The sequence below is a fragment of the Bradyrhizobium sp. OAE829 genome (genome assembly GCF_040546575.1).
Lineage (GTDB): Bacteria > Pseudomonadota > Alphaproteobacteria > Rhizobiales > Xanthobacteraceae > Bradyrhizobium.
Genome location: NZ_JBEPOE010000001.1, coordinates 4,593,533 through 4,609,112 on the forward strand (window position 1 = coordinate 4,593,533; position 15,580 = coordinate 4,609,112).

At 62.9% G+C, this 15,580-nt stretch carries 14 protein-coding genes; 5 read left to right on the top strand and 9 right to left on the bottom strand.

All coding sequences use genetic code 11. The features are described from left to right. Nucleotides 1-59: 59 nt before the first annotated feature. Nucleotides 60-1,061 carry an aldo/keto reductase gene (locus ABIE49_RS22215; RefSeq protein WP_192736255.1) on the bottom strand — a complete coding sequence of 334 codons (1,002 nt, stop codon included), beginning with the start codon at nucleotides 1,059-1,061 and terminating at the stop codon, nucleotides 60-62. A 121-nt stretch (nucleotides 1,062-1,182) separates the two neighbouring features. Here ABIE49_RS22215 and ABIE49_RS22220 point away from each other — a divergent pair, with 121 nt between their 5' ends. Continuing rightward, nucleotides 1,183-2,103 carry a LysR family transcriptional regulator gene (locus ABIE49_RS22220; RefSeq protein ID WP_192736256.1) on the top strand — a complete coding sequence of 307 codons (921 nt, stop codon included), beginning with the start codon at nucleotides 1,183-1,185 and terminating at the stop codon, nucleotides 2,101-2,103. Nucleotides 2,104-2,228: 125 nt separating this feature from the next. Here ABIE49_RS22220 and ABIE49_RS22225 read toward each other — a convergent pair whose 3' ends face one another. The 3 genes from ABIE49_RS22225 to ABIE49_RS22235 form a co-directional block, all read right to left on the bottom strand. Further along, nucleotides 2,229-2,375: a bacteriocin gene (locus ABIE49_RS22225; RefSeq protein WP_192736257.1), complete on the bottom strand. Its 147-nt coding sequence runs from the start codon at nucleotides 2,373-2,375 to the stop codon at nucleotides 2,229-2,231. A gap of 137 nt (nucleotides 2,376-2,512) precedes the next feature. Further along, the gene (locus ABIE49_RS22230; protein WP_210337284.1) at nucleotides 2,513-3,184 is read right to left on the bottom strand and encodes a nucleoside/nucleotide kinase family protein; all 672 of its coding nucleotides are present in this window, start codon (nucleotides 3,182-3,184) and stop codon (nucleotides 2,513-2,515) included. 19 nt (nucleotides 3,185-3,203) lie between these two features. Next, nucleotides 3,204-4,205 (bottom strand): 2-hydroxyacid dehydrogenase, encoded by a 1,002-nt coding sequence (locus tag ABIE49_RS22235; protein ID WP_192736258.1) that lies wholly within the window; start codon nucleotides 4,203-4,205, stop codon nucleotides 3,204-3,206. Nucleotides 4,206-4,650: 445 nt separating this feature from the next. On the opposite strand from ABIE49_RS22235, the gene ABIE49_RS22240 reads away from it, so the two are divergent. After that, nucleotides 4,651-5,178 (top strand): SH3 domain-containing protein, encoded by a 528-nt coding sequence (locus tag ABIE49_RS22240; RefSeq protein WP_192736259.1) that lies wholly within the window; start codon nucleotides 4,651-4,653, stop codon nucleotides 5,176-5,178. Between the two features lie 208 nt (nucleotides 5,179-5,386). On the opposite strand, the gene irrA is transcribed toward ABIE49_RS22240, so the two are convergent. Further along, the gene (gene irrA, locus ABIE49_RS22245) at nucleotides 5,387-5,842 is read right to left on the bottom strand and encodes an iron response transcriptional regulator IrrA (RefSeq protein WP_283813786.1); all 456 of its coding nucleotides are present in this window, start codon (nucleotides 5,840-5,842) and stop codon (nucleotides 5,387-5,389) included. A gap of 383 nt (nucleotides 5,843-6,225) precedes the next feature. Between irrA and fabA the strand changes: the two genes are divergently transcribed. Both fabA and fabB read left to right on the top strand, forming a co-directional pair. Then, nucleotides 6,226-6,753: a 3-hydroxyacyl-[acyl-carrier-protein] dehydratase FabA gene (gene fabA, locus ABIE49_RS22250; RefSeq protein WP_192736260.1), complete on the top strand. Its 528-nt coding sequence runs from the start codon at nucleotides 6,226-6,228 to the stop codon at nucleotides 6,751-6,753. Nucleotides 6,754-6,832: 79 nt separating this feature from the next. Then, nucleotides 6,833-8,056 carry a beta-ketoacyl-ACP synthase I gene (gene fabB / locus ABIE49_RS22255; RefSeq protein WP_192736261.1) on the top strand — a complete coding sequence of 408 codons (1,224 nt, stop codon included), beginning with the start codon at nucleotides 6,833-6,835 and terminating at the stop codon, nucleotides 8,054-8,056. A 144-nt stretch (nucleotides 8,057-8,200) separates the two neighbouring features. Here the strand turns inward: fabB and ABIE49_RS22260 are convergent, their stop codons facing one another. Together ABIE49_RS22260 and ABIE49_RS22265 are read right to left on the bottom strand one after the other, a co-directional pair. Then, entirely contained in the window at nucleotides 8,201-8,797 is a 597-nt protein-coding gene (locus ABIE49_RS22260; protein ID WP_192736262.1) for a glutathione S-transferase family protein, read from the bottom strand. 278 nt (nucleotides 8,798-9,075) lie between these two features. Beyond that, nucleotides 9,076-10,011, bottom strand: coding sequence for a LysR substrate-binding domain-containing protein (locus tag ABIE49_RS22265; RefSeq protein WP_192736263.1), 936 nt, complete (start codon nucleotides 10,009-10,011; stop codon nucleotides 9,076-9,078). A gap of 103 nt (nucleotides 10,012-10,114) precedes the next feature. Here ABIE49_RS22265 and katG point away from each other — a divergent pair, with 103 nt between their 5' ends. After that, a complete protein-coding gene (gene katG, locus ABIE49_RS22270; RefSeq protein WP_192736264.1) occupies nucleotides 10,115-12,256 on the top strand; it encodes a catalase/peroxidase HPI in 2,142 nt (713 codons plus the stop codon). A gap of 86 nt (nucleotides 12,257-12,342) precedes the next feature. Here katG and ABIE49_RS22275 read toward each other — a convergent pair whose 3' ends face one another. Next, on the bottom strand, nucleotides 12,343-13,095 hold the full coding sequence (locus ABIE49_RS22275) for a superoxide dismutase (protein WP_192736265.1): 753 nt from the start codon (nucleotides 13,093-13,095) through the stop codon (nucleotides 12,343-12,345). A 200-nt stretch (nucleotides 13,096-13,295) separates the two neighbouring features. Then, complete coding sequence (gene pnp / locus ABIE49_RS22280; RefSeq protein WP_192736266.1) at nucleotides 13,296-15,455, bottom strand: polyribonucleotide nucleotidyltransferase; 2,160 nt, start codon at nucleotides 15,453-15,455, stop codon at nucleotides 13,296-13,298. Nucleotides 15,456-15,580: the final 125 nt, after the last annotated feature.

Below are 15,580 nucleotides of genomic sequence, written 5' to 3' on the forward strand. Positions count from 1 at the left end.
TTCCTCACGCAGCCCTCGCGCGCCGGCGAGTGGGGGCGCAGGAACTCGTGCGGTTGCGTTCAGGCCTGCTTTTTCTCGCTGTCGAGATGCGTCATTTGCTCGGCGGCATAGCGTGTGCCGGCGGCTGCATTCGGCGGGAATGCCTTGGCGAGGGCGGCCAGATGAGCCGGCGTTAGTTTGACGTCGAGCGCGCCGAGCGCCTCCGTCAGGCGGTCGCGGCGGCGGGCGCCGACCAGCGGCACGATATCGGTGCCCTGCGCCGCCACCCAGGCAATCGCGACCTGCGCCACCGACACGCCGAGTTCGGCGGCGACCGTGCGCAGCGGCTCGACCAGCGCCAGATTGGCGTCGAGATTGGCGCCCTGGAAGCGTGGGCTCATCTGCCGGAAATCCTGCTGGCCGGAAGTGTTCTTCGACCAGTGTCCGCTGATCAGGCCGCGCGACAGCACGCCATAGGCGGTGACGCCGATGCCAAGCTCGCGGCAGGTCGACAGAATGTCGGCCTCGATGCCGCGCGAGATCAGCGAGTATTCGATCTGCAAATCGGCGATCGGATGCACGGCATGGGCGCGACGGATGGTGTCGGAGCCGACTTCGGACAGGCCGATGTGTTTGACATAGCCGGCCTTGATCATGTCGGCGATGGCGCCGACCGTGTCTTCGATCGGCACCGCCGGATCGAGCCGCGCCAGCCGGTAGATGTCGATGTGATCGACGCCGAGGCGCTGCAGCGAATAGGCGATGAAATTCTTCACCGCTGCGGGGCGGCCGTCCATGCCGATGAAACCGCGCGCCGGATCGCGTAGCGCGCCGAACTTGACGCTGATCTGTACATCGCCGCGGCTGCGGCCGGCCAGGGCCTCGCGGATCAGCAATTCGTTGTGGCCCATGCCGTAGAAATCACCGGTGTCGAGCAGGGTGATGCCGGCGTCGAGCGCGGCGTGGATGGTGCTGATGCTCTCGCCGCGGTCGGCCGGACCATAAAAGTCCGACATGCCCATGCAGCCGAGACCGATGGCGGCGACATCGGGGCCGGTCTTGCCGAGTTTGCGGTGTTCCATGGTGGTGCTCCTCGTGTTGGCGGCGGGGATTCCCGCGCCGGGTTGACGAGGCTGGTATGGCCGAACGCGATTACAGCGATAAGCTGGACAATGCTGAATAGCTTGTTCAGTATATCGAACAATGCAGGATTTTGACCTCCGCGATCTCGATGCCTTCGTCGCCGTGGCGCGCACCCGGAATTTCCGGCGCGCCGCGATCGAGCAGCGCGTCTCCGTCTCCAGTCTCAGCCAGCGGCTGCGCGACATGGAGGAGCGGCTTGGCGTCCGCCTGATGAACCGCACCACCCGCAGCGTCGCATTGACCGAAGCCGGCGAGTTGCTGCTGGCCCGGGTCGGGCCGGCGATGTCGGATGTCGGCGACGCGCTGGATCAGGTGCGCGGCCTGCGCGGCGTGCCTTCGGGCCGTCTGCGGATCAATGCGCCGCCGCCGGCAATCGACCTCGTGCTGGCCCCGATGGTTGCGCCGTTTCTTGCAAAGTTTCCGCAGATCGAACTGGAGATCGTCGGCGAGAGTGCATTCGTCGATATCGTCGCCGGCGGTTTCGACGCCGGCGTGCGCTACGGCGAGCATCTGGCACAGGACATGATTGCGGTTTCGCTCGGGGCGCCGCAGCGCTACGCGGTGGTGGCATCGAAGGAATATGTGGCGCGACACGGCAAGCCGATGCAGCCGAAGGATCTGCTCGATCACGCCTGCATCCGCACCCGCTTCGGCAGCGGCGCCATGCTGGATTGGGAATTCGAGAAGGCGGGACGTGTCGTGGTGGTTTCGCCGCCGGCAAAACTGGTCGCGACCTATCTCGGCCTCGCGTTGCGCGCCGTCCATGATGGGATCGGCTTCTGGTTGACGTTTGAAGGATATGTACGCTTTGGCATCAAATCTGGTGCGCTGGTCAGCGTGCTCGACGACTGGTGCGCGCCGTTTCCCGGACCGTTTCTGTACTACCCGAGCCGCCGCCAGCCGCCGCCGGCGCTGGGCGCGTTCGTCTCGTTTGTCGGGGAATGGCGCAAGCGCGAGAGACGGAAAGAAAAGACGGCGTAGCTTCCGCTGGAGGGAAGTTACATACTTTACAAGTCCGGCGGATCGGCCATGAGGCCTGATCCGCCGTACTCGTATTTTCCAAGGCGGAGGACTGCGTCTTGCTAATCCGCTGAGGGCATTCGGGCTTACTTCTTGAGGCTGGCGAACATGAACTCGACCTCGAGGATCTCTTCATACTGCTCCTTGGTCACTTGAACCCGGTCCTTGCCACCCGAGACGGCGTTGAGCTCTTCGTCGGAAAGCGCATCGATCTGAGCATTCTGGGTATTCATGGCAGTTCTCCATCTGGCAGGTGAGCGCGACCACCGCGTTTGTTTCCTGTGATTTGGAGAATGCCTGAGACCGAACCTGAGCGCTGTTCCCCAGGTGCCAGGCTGAAACGGCGTGTCCGGGCGAGCCGAGCGCCGGGCTATGTCCGAGGCCACTTCAGTATCTGCGGCTCGCGCAAATCGTTGTAGCCGATCACGATAGCGGCGCGTTGTTCCGGGTCGCACTCGCTCAGATATCGCTGCTGCCCGCCGACATAGCGCTGGTTGGACGGCGAAGCCGGATCGGACGCGCCCAAATCCGTACCGCGCTGCGCGCCGCGCGGCACGGAGACATTGAAGTCGACCTTCAGGAATACCGAGAGATCCCAATAGGTGCGAAGCTCGGGACGGTGCAGGAAGATGCCGTCAACGATCAGCGCGGCGGCTGGCGGCGCTTGCTGCGTGACCGGTTCGAACGGCCGGTCGTCGTCGAGATCAAAACGCCTTGCGACGTATCGACCGGAGCCACCGGGACTCAATGGATCGAGCAACAGCGTCCGAAATGAATCGTAGTCGTACGAGTCGAGATAAAAGCCATCCGGCGAGTAGCGCCCCCGCGCATAACGAACGGCGCGGGGATGATGGAAGTCATCGACCGAGGCGCGGATGGTGGGGCGGCCTTGCGCTGCCACGATCGGCGCCAGCGCATCCGCCAGCGTGGTCTTGCCCGCGCCGTCGACGCCATCGATCGCGACGCGAATGATCCGCGTGGGATGTCGTGCGACGATGGTGGCGGCGAGACGGTTCAGCAGCGATGCGTGGGCTTCGCTCACATCATCCTCGGCGGCCGCCTCACAGCATGCTGGGCAGCACGCGGTCCGGCGGCTTGTGGTTGTCGAGGAAGGTTCTGATATTGATGATCACCTTCTCGCCCATCTCGACGCGGCCTTCGATCGTGGCCGAGCCCATATGCGGCAGCAGCGTGACCTTGCCGGCCTTTGCCAGCCGGACCAGTTTTGGATTGACGGCGGGCTCATGCTCGTAGACGTCGAGCCCGGCGCCGCCGATCTCGCCACCTTCGATCAGCTTGATCAGCGTGTCCTCGTCGATCACCTCGCCGCGCGCGGTGTTGACGATATAGGCCTCTTTCCGGATCAGTTTTAAGCGCCGCGCCGACAAGAGGTGGAACGTCGCCGGGGTGTGCGGACAGTTCACCGAGATGATGTCCATCCGCGCCAGCATCTGGTCGAGGCTTTCCCAATAGGTCGCGCCCAATTCGTCGGCGATCACGGGCGCGACGGGGCGGCGGTTGTGATAGTGGATCTGCAGGCCGAAGGCGCGCGCCCGGCGCGCCACCGCCTGGCCGATGCGGCCCATGCCGATAATGCCGAGGCGTTTGCCGCCGATGCGATGACCGAGCATCCAGGTCGGCGACCAGCCCGGCCAGTTCTTGCCGTCGGTGAGGATAGAGGCGCCCTCGATCAGCCGCCGCGGCACCGCGAGAATCAGCGCCATGGTCATGTCGGCGGTGTCTTCGGTCAAAACCTTCGGCGTGTTGGTCACGGTGATGCCGCGCGCATGCGCCGCCGTGACGTCGATATTGTCGACGCCATTGCCGAAATTGGCGATCATCCGCAGCTTGCAGTCGGGCTGCTTGAGAATTTCCTCGTTGACCAGGTCGGTCACGGTCGGCACCAGCACGTCGGCGGTACGGACCGCCTCGGCGATCTGTTCCGGCGTCATCGGCGTATCGTCGAGATTTAACCGCGCATCGAACAGTTCGCGCATCCGGGTCTCGATCGAGTCCGGGAGTTTGCGGGTGACCACGACGAGAGGCTTTTTCTTAACCGACATGTCCTGCTCTCATGAGGCAATGGCTCGCCCAACCTTTGACGAGTCAGAAGCTTCGCCGTTGAGGCCTCATTAACCTGGTTGTTCGACACTGCAATCGCTGCGCGGTTCGAACGGCTACCTGGTCGTTTCCTTTGGTTTCCTGAAAGCTTCCTCGGGTTCCCCGGTCCTTACCTTGGGGCCGCCAAGGGAAGGGTCAAGGTAATCAGGGAAATTCGGGCGTTCTGGTTCTCAAGCGTTCCGTCCTCTCTAGCAGAAGGCCGGGCCAAGACAAGAACCCCTCGGGAACGGCAATCCGAGTTGCGACCAAGGCGGGCACAGGGGGACCTAGGTTTAAGGATCTTGGGTTTAAGGGTCTTGGGCTTAAGGGTCTTGGGCTTCAGGCGTTGAGTGGATTGTTTCAACTCGAAGAATTCGAGTTGAGAGGTTTTCGGCAGGAGACGAGTTGATGGCGTTGGGGCGTTTCTGTTCGATGGCGGTGCTGGCAGGGTGCATGCTGGGCGCGTCGGTCAGCACAGGTTTTTCAGCCAAGGAAGCAGGCTCCACCACCAGCGGCCTCCCGGTGCCGCGTTATGTCAGCCTCAAGTCCGATCATGTGAACGTCAGAGCCGGCCCGACCAAGGACAATGACGTCGCCTGGGTCTACACCCGCTCCGGCCTGCCGGTCGAAATCACAGCTGAATTCGAGAACTGGCGCCGGGTGCGCGATTCCGAAGGCGCCGAGGGCTGGGTCTATCACTCCCTGCTGTCGGGCCGCCGCACCGCCGTCGTCACCATGAAGACCAAGGACGAACTCGCGCCGCTCTACGATCGCGCCGATCCGTCCAGCGCGGTCGCCGCGCGCCTGCAGGCCGGCGTCGTTGCCCAGGTCAAGAAATGCGCCGCCGGCTGGTGCCGCGTGATCGGCAACGGGTTTGACGGCTGGATCGAACAGCAGCGGCTGTGGGGCGTCTACGCCGACGAGAAGGTGGATTGAGGCAGGTTCGCTCTGCCGTAGGGCGGACAAAGCGGAGCGTGCCCACCAATTTCGATCATATTCCGGATAGATGGTGGGCACGGCGCAAGCGCGCCTTTGCCCACCCTACCAATCCTCGATGAGGCGCGAGAGTAGACGCCTTCCCTAAACAACAAACATTTGTGGCTATGGGTCCCGGCTCAAGGCCGGGACGACGAGCTGAAAAAGCTCAGCGCTTCTTGCGCAGCCGCACGACCATGTCGACGCGGGCGATTTCGTAGCCTTCGGGCACGTCCGGCATCCGCGACAGCACCAGATGCGGATCGGGAATGTCGACCAGCTCGTGGTTGTTCTCGAGATAGAAGTGGTGATGCGCCGTCACGTTGGTGTCGAAATAGGTCTTGGTGCCGTCAACGCTGACCTGACGCAGCAGGCCGGCATCGGTGAGCTGGTTGAGGGTGTTGTAGACGGTGGCGAGCGAGACCGGCACCTTGGCCAGGGTCGCTTCCTCGTACAGCATTTCAGCGGTCAGATGCCGCGCGCCCTTGCCGAACAGCAGCCAGCCGAGCGCCATCCGCTGGCGGGTCGGCCGCAGGCCTGCAGCTTGCAGCATTTCGTTGACGTCATGCCAGGGACAGCCGGTCAACGCCGGTTGATGTCCGGCGGCACGGGCGGCCGGATCCATCGCGGCTAAGTCAGCGGCGTCGTCGTTCACAGTCGAGACCTGGTCGTTCATTTCCACTTCGGTACCACGCTGACAAACTTGGGCAATATTCTTGCCCAATATAAAAGGAAATCCTTTAGATGCAAGTTTTTCGCAACTAGAACGGTCCCAAGGTTAAGGCGGAACCCACGATGGGACATGGTGTTTTTAGCCCGTATCCAGTGCTTTGCCGCCCCCAAGGCCTATGTTACAGAGCGCGCGGACCACATATGCATATTCGGCAGGGACATTTGCCGGTGGCACCCTAAGTAGCGCCAATTTGCGGGAAACGGTCATTCTCCCGCGGGAAACCGGTCCGGTTCGCTCGAAAGCGCTCATCGGGACATCTTAGAGAGGCTGAAACGATGCTGGATCGCCGCGGCGGTTACGAATACGAGGATTTGCTGGCCTGCGGCCGTGGCGAGCTGTTCGGCCCGGGAAATGCGCAATTGCCGCTGCCGCCGATGCTGATGTTCGATCGCATCACCGAAATTTCCGAAACCGGCGGGGAATACGGCAAGGGCATCGTTCGTGCCGAACTCGACGTGAACCCGGATCTCTGGTTCTTCGGCTGCCATTTCAAAGGCGATCCGGTGATGCCGGGCTGTCTCGGCCTCGACGCGCTGTGGCAGATGGTTGGCTTTTATCTCGGCTGGACCGGCGGCGAGGGCCGCGGCCGGGCGTTGGGCCTCGGCGAACTGAAGTTCTCCGGTCAAGTGATGCCGAACGTCCGCAAGATTGTGTACAACGTCGATATCAAGCGCGTGATGCGTCTAAAGCTCTGGCTGGGTATCGCCGACGGCTGGCTTTCGGCCGACGGCGAGATTATCTATCGCGCGAAGGATCTGAGGGTGGGGCTGCTAAAGCAGGGTGCCGCATTGCCGGGAGCGTAAGTTACCGGCTCTCCAATAAGGCGGCATTCGGTTTGACGGCGGCCATCACACAAAACGCAAACGACAGGACGAGGCGATCATGAGGCGGGTTGTCATCACGGGGATGGGCATCGTCTCATCCATCGGAAATAACACGCAGGAAGTGCTTGCGAGCCTTCATGAGGCGAAATCGGGGATCACGCGCGCGGAAAAATACGCCGAGCTCGGCTTCCGATCGCAGGTGCAGGGCGCTCCGTCCCTCAATCCCGCCGATGTCATCGACCGGCGCGCGATGCGCTTTCTCGGCGAGGGCGCGGCGTGGAATCACATCGCGATGGAGCAGGCGATCCAGGATGCCGGTCTCAGCCCGACCGAAGTTTCCGACGTCCGTACCGGCATCATCATGGGCTCCGGCGGCCCGTCCGCGCGAACCATCGTCGAAGCGGCCGATATCACCAGGACCAAGGGTCCCAAGCGCGTGGGGCCGTTCGCGGTGCCGAAGGCGATGTCGTCGACCGCCTCAGCCACGCTGGCGACCTGGTTCAAGATCAAGGGCGTGAACTATTCGATCTCGTCGGCCTGCGCGACGTCCAACCATTGCATCGGCAATGCCTATGAGACGATCCAGATCGGCAAGCAGGATGTGATCTTCGCCGGCGGCTGCGAGGAACTCGACTGGTCGCTGTCGGTGCTGTTCGACGCCATGGGCGCGATGTCCTCGAAATACAACGCCACGCCCGCCACCGCGTCGCGTCCCTATGACGTCAGCCGCGACGGCTTCGTCATTGCGGGCGGCGCCGGCGTGGTGGTGCTGGAAGAGCTTGAGCATGCCAAGGCGCGCGGCGCGCGCATCTACGCCGAAGTGGTCGGCTATGGCGCGACGTCTGACGGCTACGACATGGTGGCACCGTCGGGCGAAGGCGCCGAGCGCTGCATGCGGATGGCGATGGAGACCGTGAAGACGCCGATCGACTACATCAATCCGCACGCCACCTCGACGCCCGCCGGAGATCCGCCGGAAATCGAGGCGATCCGCAAGGTGTTCGGCACCGGCGAAAAATGCCCGCCGATCTCGGCGACCAAGGCGCTGACTGGACATTCGCTCGGCGCCACCGGCGTCCAGGAAGCGATCTATTCGCTGCTGATGATGAACAACGGTTTCGTGTGCGAGAGCGCCAACATCACCGAGCTCGACCCGGTGTTTGCCGACATGCCGATCGTGCGCAAGCGCATCGACAACGCCAAGCTTGGCACCGTGCTGTCGAACTCGTTCGGCTTCGGCGGCACCAACGCCACGCTGGTGTTCAAGCGCATGGATGCGTGACCCCCAAGCGCGGGTCCGTAGGGTGGGCAAAGCGAAGCGTGCCCACCATCCAAGCCAACGTTCTATCGATAGATGGTGGGCACAGCGCGAAGGCGCGCCTTTGCCCACCCTACGACATTTGCCGGTGACGACAGTCGTGAACGCCTATCCCGCCGCGATCTTCTCTGCGCGCTGGAACGCCGGGCGCGCCGCGCATCGATCGATGTAGGCGTCGAACGAGGGCCGTGACGGCACCATCTTGAACAGCCGCACGGCGAAATTCAGCCCGGAGCCAATGATGATGTCGGCTGCGGAAAAATTGTCGCCGAGAATCCACGGACCTTTCTCCAGTGCGTTGTCGAGCACGTCGATCACGCGTTGCGAATCGCCCCAGCCGGCCGCGACCGGATTCATCTCGATCTTGGTCGCGAGCTGCACGATCGCAGGCTCGATACAACCGGGGCTGAAGAACAGCCAGTAGAGATACTTTGCGCGCAGCGGATCTCCGAGCGGCGGCGCCAGCTTCGCTTCCGGATAGCGCTCGGCGACATAGGCCGCGATCGCTGCGGCCTCGGCAAGCGTGGCCTCGCCATCCCGGAGCGCCGGCACCTTGCCCATCGGATTGATCGCAAGATATTCGAGCTTGCGCTGCGCGCCGGTCGAGATGTCCGTCAGCACGCGTTGATAGGGTTGCCCGGTCTCTTCGAACAGCCACAGCGAGGAAAACGAACGCGAGCGGGGCGACCAATAAAGCTGCATCATGGCGGAACCTTTCATCGCCGGGGGCGGACAATGCCATCTTCATTGCGCGTCTGACGCGAATTGGCAATGCACTACGCCTAGGACGAACGGATCAACGTCGAGCGATATGTTGGTCAACTTTATTTCGTGCGGTCGACTGGCCGGCGATTTCGCGCGAATCGCGGAGAGTCACCAGCCACCCTGCTCAATTGTCTTTGGGGTAGTTGGGCAGCAGGAGGCATGGCTAGCAAGATAAATGGCCAGCAAAAAATAAAGCGCGGCCGTGAGGCCGCCGCTTATCACACCCGCGATTTCCGCAACGAGGGTCTCGCCTTGCGCTGTTCGCGCAAGGCGTCGGCGGCGAGGCAGACCACTTCCGAGATTTGCTGCAGCTGTGCGGCCAGCGGGCTTGTCTTGCGCCACACCATGCCGATGGTTCGCGACGGTTGCGGATTAGAGAACCGCGCGACCGAGACCTGTGCCGAGCGGGTTTCCACCGTGACCGCCATTTCCGGAATCAGGGTGACGCCGATGCCGGCGCCGACCATCTGAACGAGCGTGGACAGCGAGCTTGCGTCCAGCACCTCGCGCGGCGGCGACTGCATGTTGCAGAACGACAGCGCCTGGTCGCGGAAACAATGCCCCTCTTCGAGCAGCAATAGTCGCATCTCGCGCAGCGTCTCGTGGCTCGGCACCGGCGTTCCCTCGTCCTCGCCCGGCCGCACCAAGAGGAAGTTCTCGGAAAAGCACGCGACCTCGGTCAGCGACGGCTCCGATACCGGCAATGCCACGATCGCCGTATCGAGCCGGCCCTCCACGACCTCCTTGATCAGCTTCGGCGTCAGCGTCTCGCGCACGTGGATGTCGAGTTCCGGATGCATGCGCGCGAGGTTCTCGATCACTTTCGGCAACAGATAAGGCGCGATCGTCGGGATCATGCCGATGCGCAGCCGTCCGGCAAGCCGGTCCTGCGCCGCGCGCGCGAAGTCGCCGAGTTCATCGACCGAGCGCAGGATGTCGCGGACACGCTGGACGATCTCTTCGCCGAATTCCGTCAGCGTGATCTGTCGCGCGCTTCGTTCCAGCAGCGCGCCGCCGAGCGCTTGCTCCATTTCCTTGATTTGCATCGACAGGGCCGGCTGCGAGATCGAACAGGCTTCCGCCGCGCGCCCGAAATGGCCGTGACGGGCCAGCGCATCAAAATAGCGAAGCTGTCTGAGCGTCATCTGTATCATCAGAATATCTTATCGTGTCGATCATTAAAATCAACTTCCCCTGATGGAAAGCGGCTCTTAGAGTGCTTCCAATCTGACAGGAAGCGGCCCTTAGGAGGCAATCATGGACGACAAAACAAAATGCCCGTTCTCGGGCGGCAAGGGCGGACACTCGAACCGCGATTGGTGGCCGGACGCGCTGGACGTTTCGGTTCTGCACCGCAATTCCACCCTGTCCGATCCGATGGGCGAGGCGTTCGATTACGCCAAGGAATTCAAGACCCTCGACCTCAATGCCGTGGTCAAGGACCTGACCGCGTTGATGACGGAATCGCAGGAATGGTGGCCGGCCGATTTCGGTCACTATGGCGGTCTGATGATCCGCATGGCGTGGCACAGCGCCGGCACCTACCGCATCACGGACGGCCGCGGCGGCGCCGGGGCCGGCCAGCAGCGCTTCGCGCCGCTGAACAGCTGGCCCGACAACGCCAACCTCGACAAGGCACGCCGGCTGCTGTGGCCGATCAAGCAGAAATACGGCCGCAAGATCTCGTGGGCCGACCTGATGATTCTCGCCGGCAACGTCGCGCTCGAATCGATGGGCTTCAAGACGTTTGGTTTTGCGGGTGGTCGCGCCGATGTCTGGGAGCCCGAAGAGCTGTTCTGGGGCCCCGAAGGCACCTGGCTGGGCGATGAACGCTACAGCGGCGAACGCCAGCTCGCCGAACCGCTCGGCGCCGTGCAGATGGGCCTCATCTACGTCAATCCGGAAGGCCCGAACGGCAACCCGGATCCGCTCGCGGCGGCGAAAGACATCCGCGAAACTTTCTTCCGCATGGCCATGAACGACGAAGAGACCGTTGCTCTGATTGCCGGCGGCCACACCTTCGGCAAGGCCCATGGTGCCGGCGATCCGTCGCTGGTGGGTTCGGACCCGGAAAGCGGCGCTCTCGAGGATCAGGGCCTCGGCTGGAAGAGCAAGCATGGTACCGGCATCGGCGCCGATACCATCACCGGCGGTCCCGAAGTCACCTGGACGCAGCAGCCGACGCAGTGGAGCAATCTGTTCTTCAAGAACCTGTTCGAGAACGAATGGGAGCTGACCAAGAGCCCGGCCGGTGCCAAGCAGTGGAAGGCGAAGGGCGCGGAAGCCACGATCCCGGACGCCTTCGACAAGTCGAAGAAGCATGTGCCGATGATGCTGACCACCGACCTGTCGCTGCGCTTCGATCCCGCTTACGAGAAGATTTCGCGGCGCTTCTACGAAAACCCGGACCAGTTCGCGGATGCGTTCGCGCGTGCCTGGTTCAAGCTCACGCACCGTGACATGGGTCCGGTCGTGCGTTATCTCGGCCCGCTGGTGCCGAAGGAAACGCTGATCTGGCAGGACCCGATTCCGGCGGTGGATCATCCGCTGATCGGCGATGCTGATATCGCCGCGCTGAAGACCAGGATTCTCGGCTCGGGCCTGTCGGTGTCGCAGCTCGTTTCGACCGCATGGGCGTCGGCATCGACGTTCCGCGGCTCCGACAAGCGCGGCGGCGCCAATGGCGCGCGTATTCGTCTCAGCCCGCAGAAGGACTGGGAGGTCAACCAGCCCGCCGAGCTGAACACGGTGCTGCAGAAGCTCGAGGCGATCCAGAAGGAGTTCGGCAAGAAGGTTTCGCTTGCCGACCTGATCGTTCTCGGCGGCTCCGCGGCGGTTGAAAAGGCCGCAAAGGACGCCGGCGTCGACGTCAAGGTGCCGTTCACGCCGGGGCGCATGGATGCGTCGCAGGATCAAACCGACGTTGCTTCCTTTGCCCCGCTCGAACCGCGTGCCGACGGCTTCCGCAACTACGTCAACGGCAAGAAGCATCAGTTCCTGGCGCCCGTGGAAGCGCTGGTGGACCGGGCGCAATTGCTGCGGTTGACGGGGCCCGAACTGACCGCGCTGGTCGGCGGCCTGCGCGTGCTCGGCGCGAATGCCGGCGGATCGAAGCACGGCGTCTTCACCAGCAAGGTGGGGACATTGACGAACGAATTCTTCGTCAATCTGCTCAGCATGAGCACGGAGTGGCAGCCGTCGGGCGACAACGTCTATGAGGGCCGCGACCGCAAGACCAAGGCGGTCAAATGGACGGCTACCGGCGTCGACCTGATCTTCGGCTCGCACGCGCAGCTTCGTGCCTTCGCCGAGGTCTATGCCTGCGCGGACTCGAAAGAGAAGTTCGCCAAGGACTTCGCGGCGGCCTGGACCAAGGTGATGAACGCCGATCGTTTCTGATCACCTGAGCACTGGACGAGCGCAACACTGACAAAAAAAAGGGCGGCTCACGAGCCGCCCTTTTACCTTTGGAATGAACAGCGCGATCAGACGCCGAGCGTACCGGCCTTCGCCGCGGCATAGCGCTCCGCGATCTTGGTCCAGTTCACCGTGTTCCACCACGCCTTGAGATAATCGGCGCGGCGGTTCTGGTAGTTGAGATAATAGGCGTGCTCCCAGACGTCGTTGCCAAGCAGCGCGCGCTTGCCGTCCATGATCGGACTGTCCTGGTTGGGGCGGGTTTCGATCGCAAGCTTGCCGTCCTTGGCAACGGTCACGAACACCCAGCCGGAGCCGAACTGACGTCCGCCAGCGGCGTTAAAGTCGTTCTGGAATTTTTCCAGGCCACCGAGGTCCTTGTCGATCGCGGCCAGCACCTCGCCTTCCGGCTTGCCGCCGCCCGGGGCCATGATTTCCCAGAACATGGTGTGGTTGGCATGGCCGCCGAGATTGTTGCGCACGCCGAATTTGATGTCGTCGTTCAGGGCGTTCAGATTGCCGAGAATATCCGTCACCTTGCTGGTGCCGAGCTGCGCATTGGTCTTGGCGAGGGTGTTCAGATTGTTGACGTATGCGGCATGGTGCCGGCCATGGTGGATTTCCATGGTCTTGGCATCGATATGCGGCTCAAGCGCGTTGAAGGCGTAAGGGAGCGGCGGCAGCGTGAACGGGCCTGCCGCGGCCGGGGCAGCCGCTGGTGTCGCGGCGGGCGCCTGGGCAAAGACGACACGCGGTGCCGCCGCGACGGCAACGAGGCCGGCGGCGGCGCTGAAAAAATGACGGCGCGAAAGTGCGGACATAAGTCTCTCCCTGCGTGACGAGCCTGTTGCTCGGTTCGGACGATCGTAACGGGTCCAGCTTCCAGCTGCGAAGTCAGCCCCATTCCGGTTTCATTTTAAATGGGTTAGGCGCTGCGGCGTAAGAGCGCACGATCACATCTGCGGCAAATAAAAAGGGCGGCTTTGAAGCCGCCCTTTTCTGATTTTCGATGTCGAGGCGCTTACTCGCCGGCCGCTTCGCGGGGCGCCGAGGCTTCCGCCGCCTTCTGCTTGGCTTCGAGGTCCTCGCCGGTCGCCTGATCGACCACCTTCATCGACAGCCGCGTCTTGCCGCGATCGTCGAAGCCGAGCAGCTTGACCTTGACCTTGTCGCCTTCCTTGACGACGTCGGAGGTCTTCTGCACCCGGGCCCCGGCGAGCTGGCTGATGTGGACGAGACCGTCCTTGGCGCCGAAGAAGTTCACGAACGCGCCGAACTCCATCACCTTGACCACGGTGCCTTCGTAGATCTGGCCGATCTCTGGATCGGAGGCGATCGACTTGATCCACTTGATCGCGGCCTTCATCGCCTCACCGTCGTTGGAGGCGACCTTCACGGTGCCGTCGTCCTCGATGTTGACCTTGGCGCCGGTCTTTTCGACGATCTCGCGGATCACCTTGCCGCCGGTGCCGATCACTTCACGGATCTTGTCGGTCGGGATCTTGAAGGTCTCGATGCGCGGCGCGTATTCGCCGAGTTCGGCGCGGGCATTGGTGAGCGCCTTCGACATTTCGCCGAGGATGTGGATACGCCCATCCTTGGCCTGGCCGAGTGCGACCTTCATGATCTCCTCGGTGATGCCTTCGATCTTGATGTCCATCTGCAGCGAGGTGATGCCCTGGTCGGTGCCGGCCACCTTGAAGTCCATGTCGCCGAGATGATCCTCGTCACCGAGGATGTCGGACAGGACTGCAAAGCGCGAACCTTCCAGGATCAGGCCCATCGCGATACCCGCGGTCGGCCGCTTCAGGGGAACGCCCGCATCCATCAGCGCCAGCGAAGCGCCGCAGACCGACGCCATCGACGACGATCCGTTGGATTCGGTGATCTCGGAAACCACGCGCACCGTGTAGGGGAATTCGTGGTGCGGCGGCAGGACCGGATGGATTGCGCGCCAGGCGAGCTTGCCGTGGCCGATTTCGCGGCGCTTGGTGCCGCCGAGGCGTCCGGTTTCACCGACCGAGTAGGGAGGGAAGTTGTAGTGCAGCAGGAACTGCTCCTTGTAGGTCCCTGACAGCGAGTCGATGTACTGCTCGTCCTCGCCGGTGCCGAGCGTGGTCACGACCATCGCCTGGGTTTCACCGCGGGTGAACAGCGCCGAACCGTGGGCGCGCGGCAGCACGCCGACCTCGGCGATGATGCTGCGCACGGTCTTGGAATCGCGGCCGTCGATGCGCTTGCCGGTGTCGAGGATGTTCCAGCGGACGATCTTGGATTCGAGTTCCTTGAACACGCCGGCGATGCGCAGCTTGTCGTATTGCGGCTCCTGCCCTTCCGGGAAGTAGTGAGCCATCACCTTTTCCTTGGCCTTGCCGACCGCCGCGTAGCGGTCCTGCTTGATCGGAATAGCGTAGGCCGAGCGCAGCTCCTGCTCGATCAGGCCGAGCATTTCCTTCTCGAGCGCGCTCTCGTCGACGACCTTGACCTCGCGCGGCTCTTTCGCGGCCTTCTCGGCGAGCTCGATGATCGCCTTGATCACCGGCTGGAAGTGCCGGTGCCCGAACATGACAGCACCGAGCATGATGTCTTCGTTGAGTTCCTTGGCTTCCGATTCCACCATCAGCACGGCGTCGGCGGTGCCGGCGACGACCAGGTCGAGCTGGGTCTCGAGCATTTCGTCGAGCGTGGGGTTGAGCACATACTCGTCGTTGGCAAAGCCGACGCGGGCCGCACCGATCGGGCCCTTGAACGGGGCGCCCGAGATCGTCAGCGCCGCGGAGGCCGCGACCAGCGCCAGAATGTCGGGATCGTTCTCCATGTCATGCGACAGCACGGTGACGATGACCTGGGTTTCATTGCGCCAGCCGTCGACGAACAGCGGACGGATCGGACGGTCGATCAGGCGGGAGACGAGGGTCTCCTTTTCGGTCGGCCGGCCCTCGCGCTTGAAATAGCCGCCGGGAATGCGGCCCGCGGCATAGGTCTTTTCCTGGTAGTCGACGGTCAGCGGCAGGAAGTCGACGCCTTCGCGCGGGTTCTTGGCCGCGACGACCGTAGCGAGCACGATGGTCTCGCCATAGGTCGCCAATACGGCGCCGTCGGCCTGACGGGCGATCTTTCCGGTTTCAAGCTTGAGGGGACGTCCACCCCAGTCGATCTCGACTGAATGAGCATTAAACATTTCGATTTCTTTCATGGTTTCGCGAAAGCAGGGGCGCCTGAAACACAAAGACCATGCGCAAGATTGCGAGACACTGATCGCAACACGAGATCAGCATCCGGCGATCCTGCCATGGTCTTTATATT

Bases quoted from the DNA above. Each gene is read 5' to 3' on its own strand.
- ABIE49_RS22215 (WP_192736255.1), bottom strand. From the start codon at position 1,061: ATGGAACACCGCAAACTCGGCAAGACCGGCCCCGATGTCGCCGCCATC.
- ABIE49_RS22220 (WP_192736256.1), top strand. From the start codon at position 1,183: ATGCAGGATTTTGACCTCCGCGATCTCGATGCCTTCGTCGCCGTGGCG.
- ABIE49_RS22225 (WP_192736257.1), bottom strand. From the start codon at position 2,375: ATGAATACCCAGAATGCTCAGATCGATGCGCTTTCCGACGAAGAGCTC.
- ABIE49_RS22235 (WP_192736258.1), bottom strand. From the start codon at position 4,205: ATGTCGGTTAAGAAAAAGCCTCTCGTCGTGGTCACCCGCAAACTCCCG.
- ABIE49_RS22240 (WP_192736259.1), top strand. From the start codon at position 4,651: ATGGCGTTGGGGCGTTTCTGTTCGATGGCGGTGCTGGCAGGGTGCATG.
- irrA (WP_283813786.1), bottom strand. From the start codon at position 5,842: ATGGATCCGGCCGCCCGTGCCGCCGGACATCAACCGGCGTTGACCGGC.
- fabA (WP_192736260.1), top strand. From the start codon at position 6,226: ATGCTGGATCGCCGCGGCGGTTACGAATACGAGGATTTGCTGGCCTGC.
- fabB (WP_192736261.1), top strand. From the start codon at position 6,833: ATGAGGCGGGTTGTCATCACGGGGATGGGCATCGTCTCATCCATCGGA.
- ABIE49_RS22260 (WP_192736262.1), bottom strand. From the start codon at position 8,797: ATGATGCAGCTTTATTGGTCGCCCCGCTCGCGTTCGTTTTCCTCGCTG.
- ABIE49_RS22265 (WP_192736263.1), bottom strand. From the start codon at position 10,011: ATGATACAGATGACGCTCAGACAGCTTCGCTATTTTGATGCGCTGGCC.
- katG (WP_192736264.1), top strand. From the start codon at position 10,115: ATGGACGACAAAACAAAATGCCCGTTCTCGGGCGGCAAGGGCGGACAC.
- ABIE49_RS22275 (WP_192736265.1), bottom strand. From the start codon at position 13,095: ATGTCCGCACTTTCGCGCCGTCATTTTTTCAGCGCCGCCGCCGGCCTC.
- pnp (WP_192736266.1), bottom strand. From the start codon at position 15,455: ATGTTTAATGCTCATTCAGTCGAGATCGACTGGGGTGGACGTCCCCTC.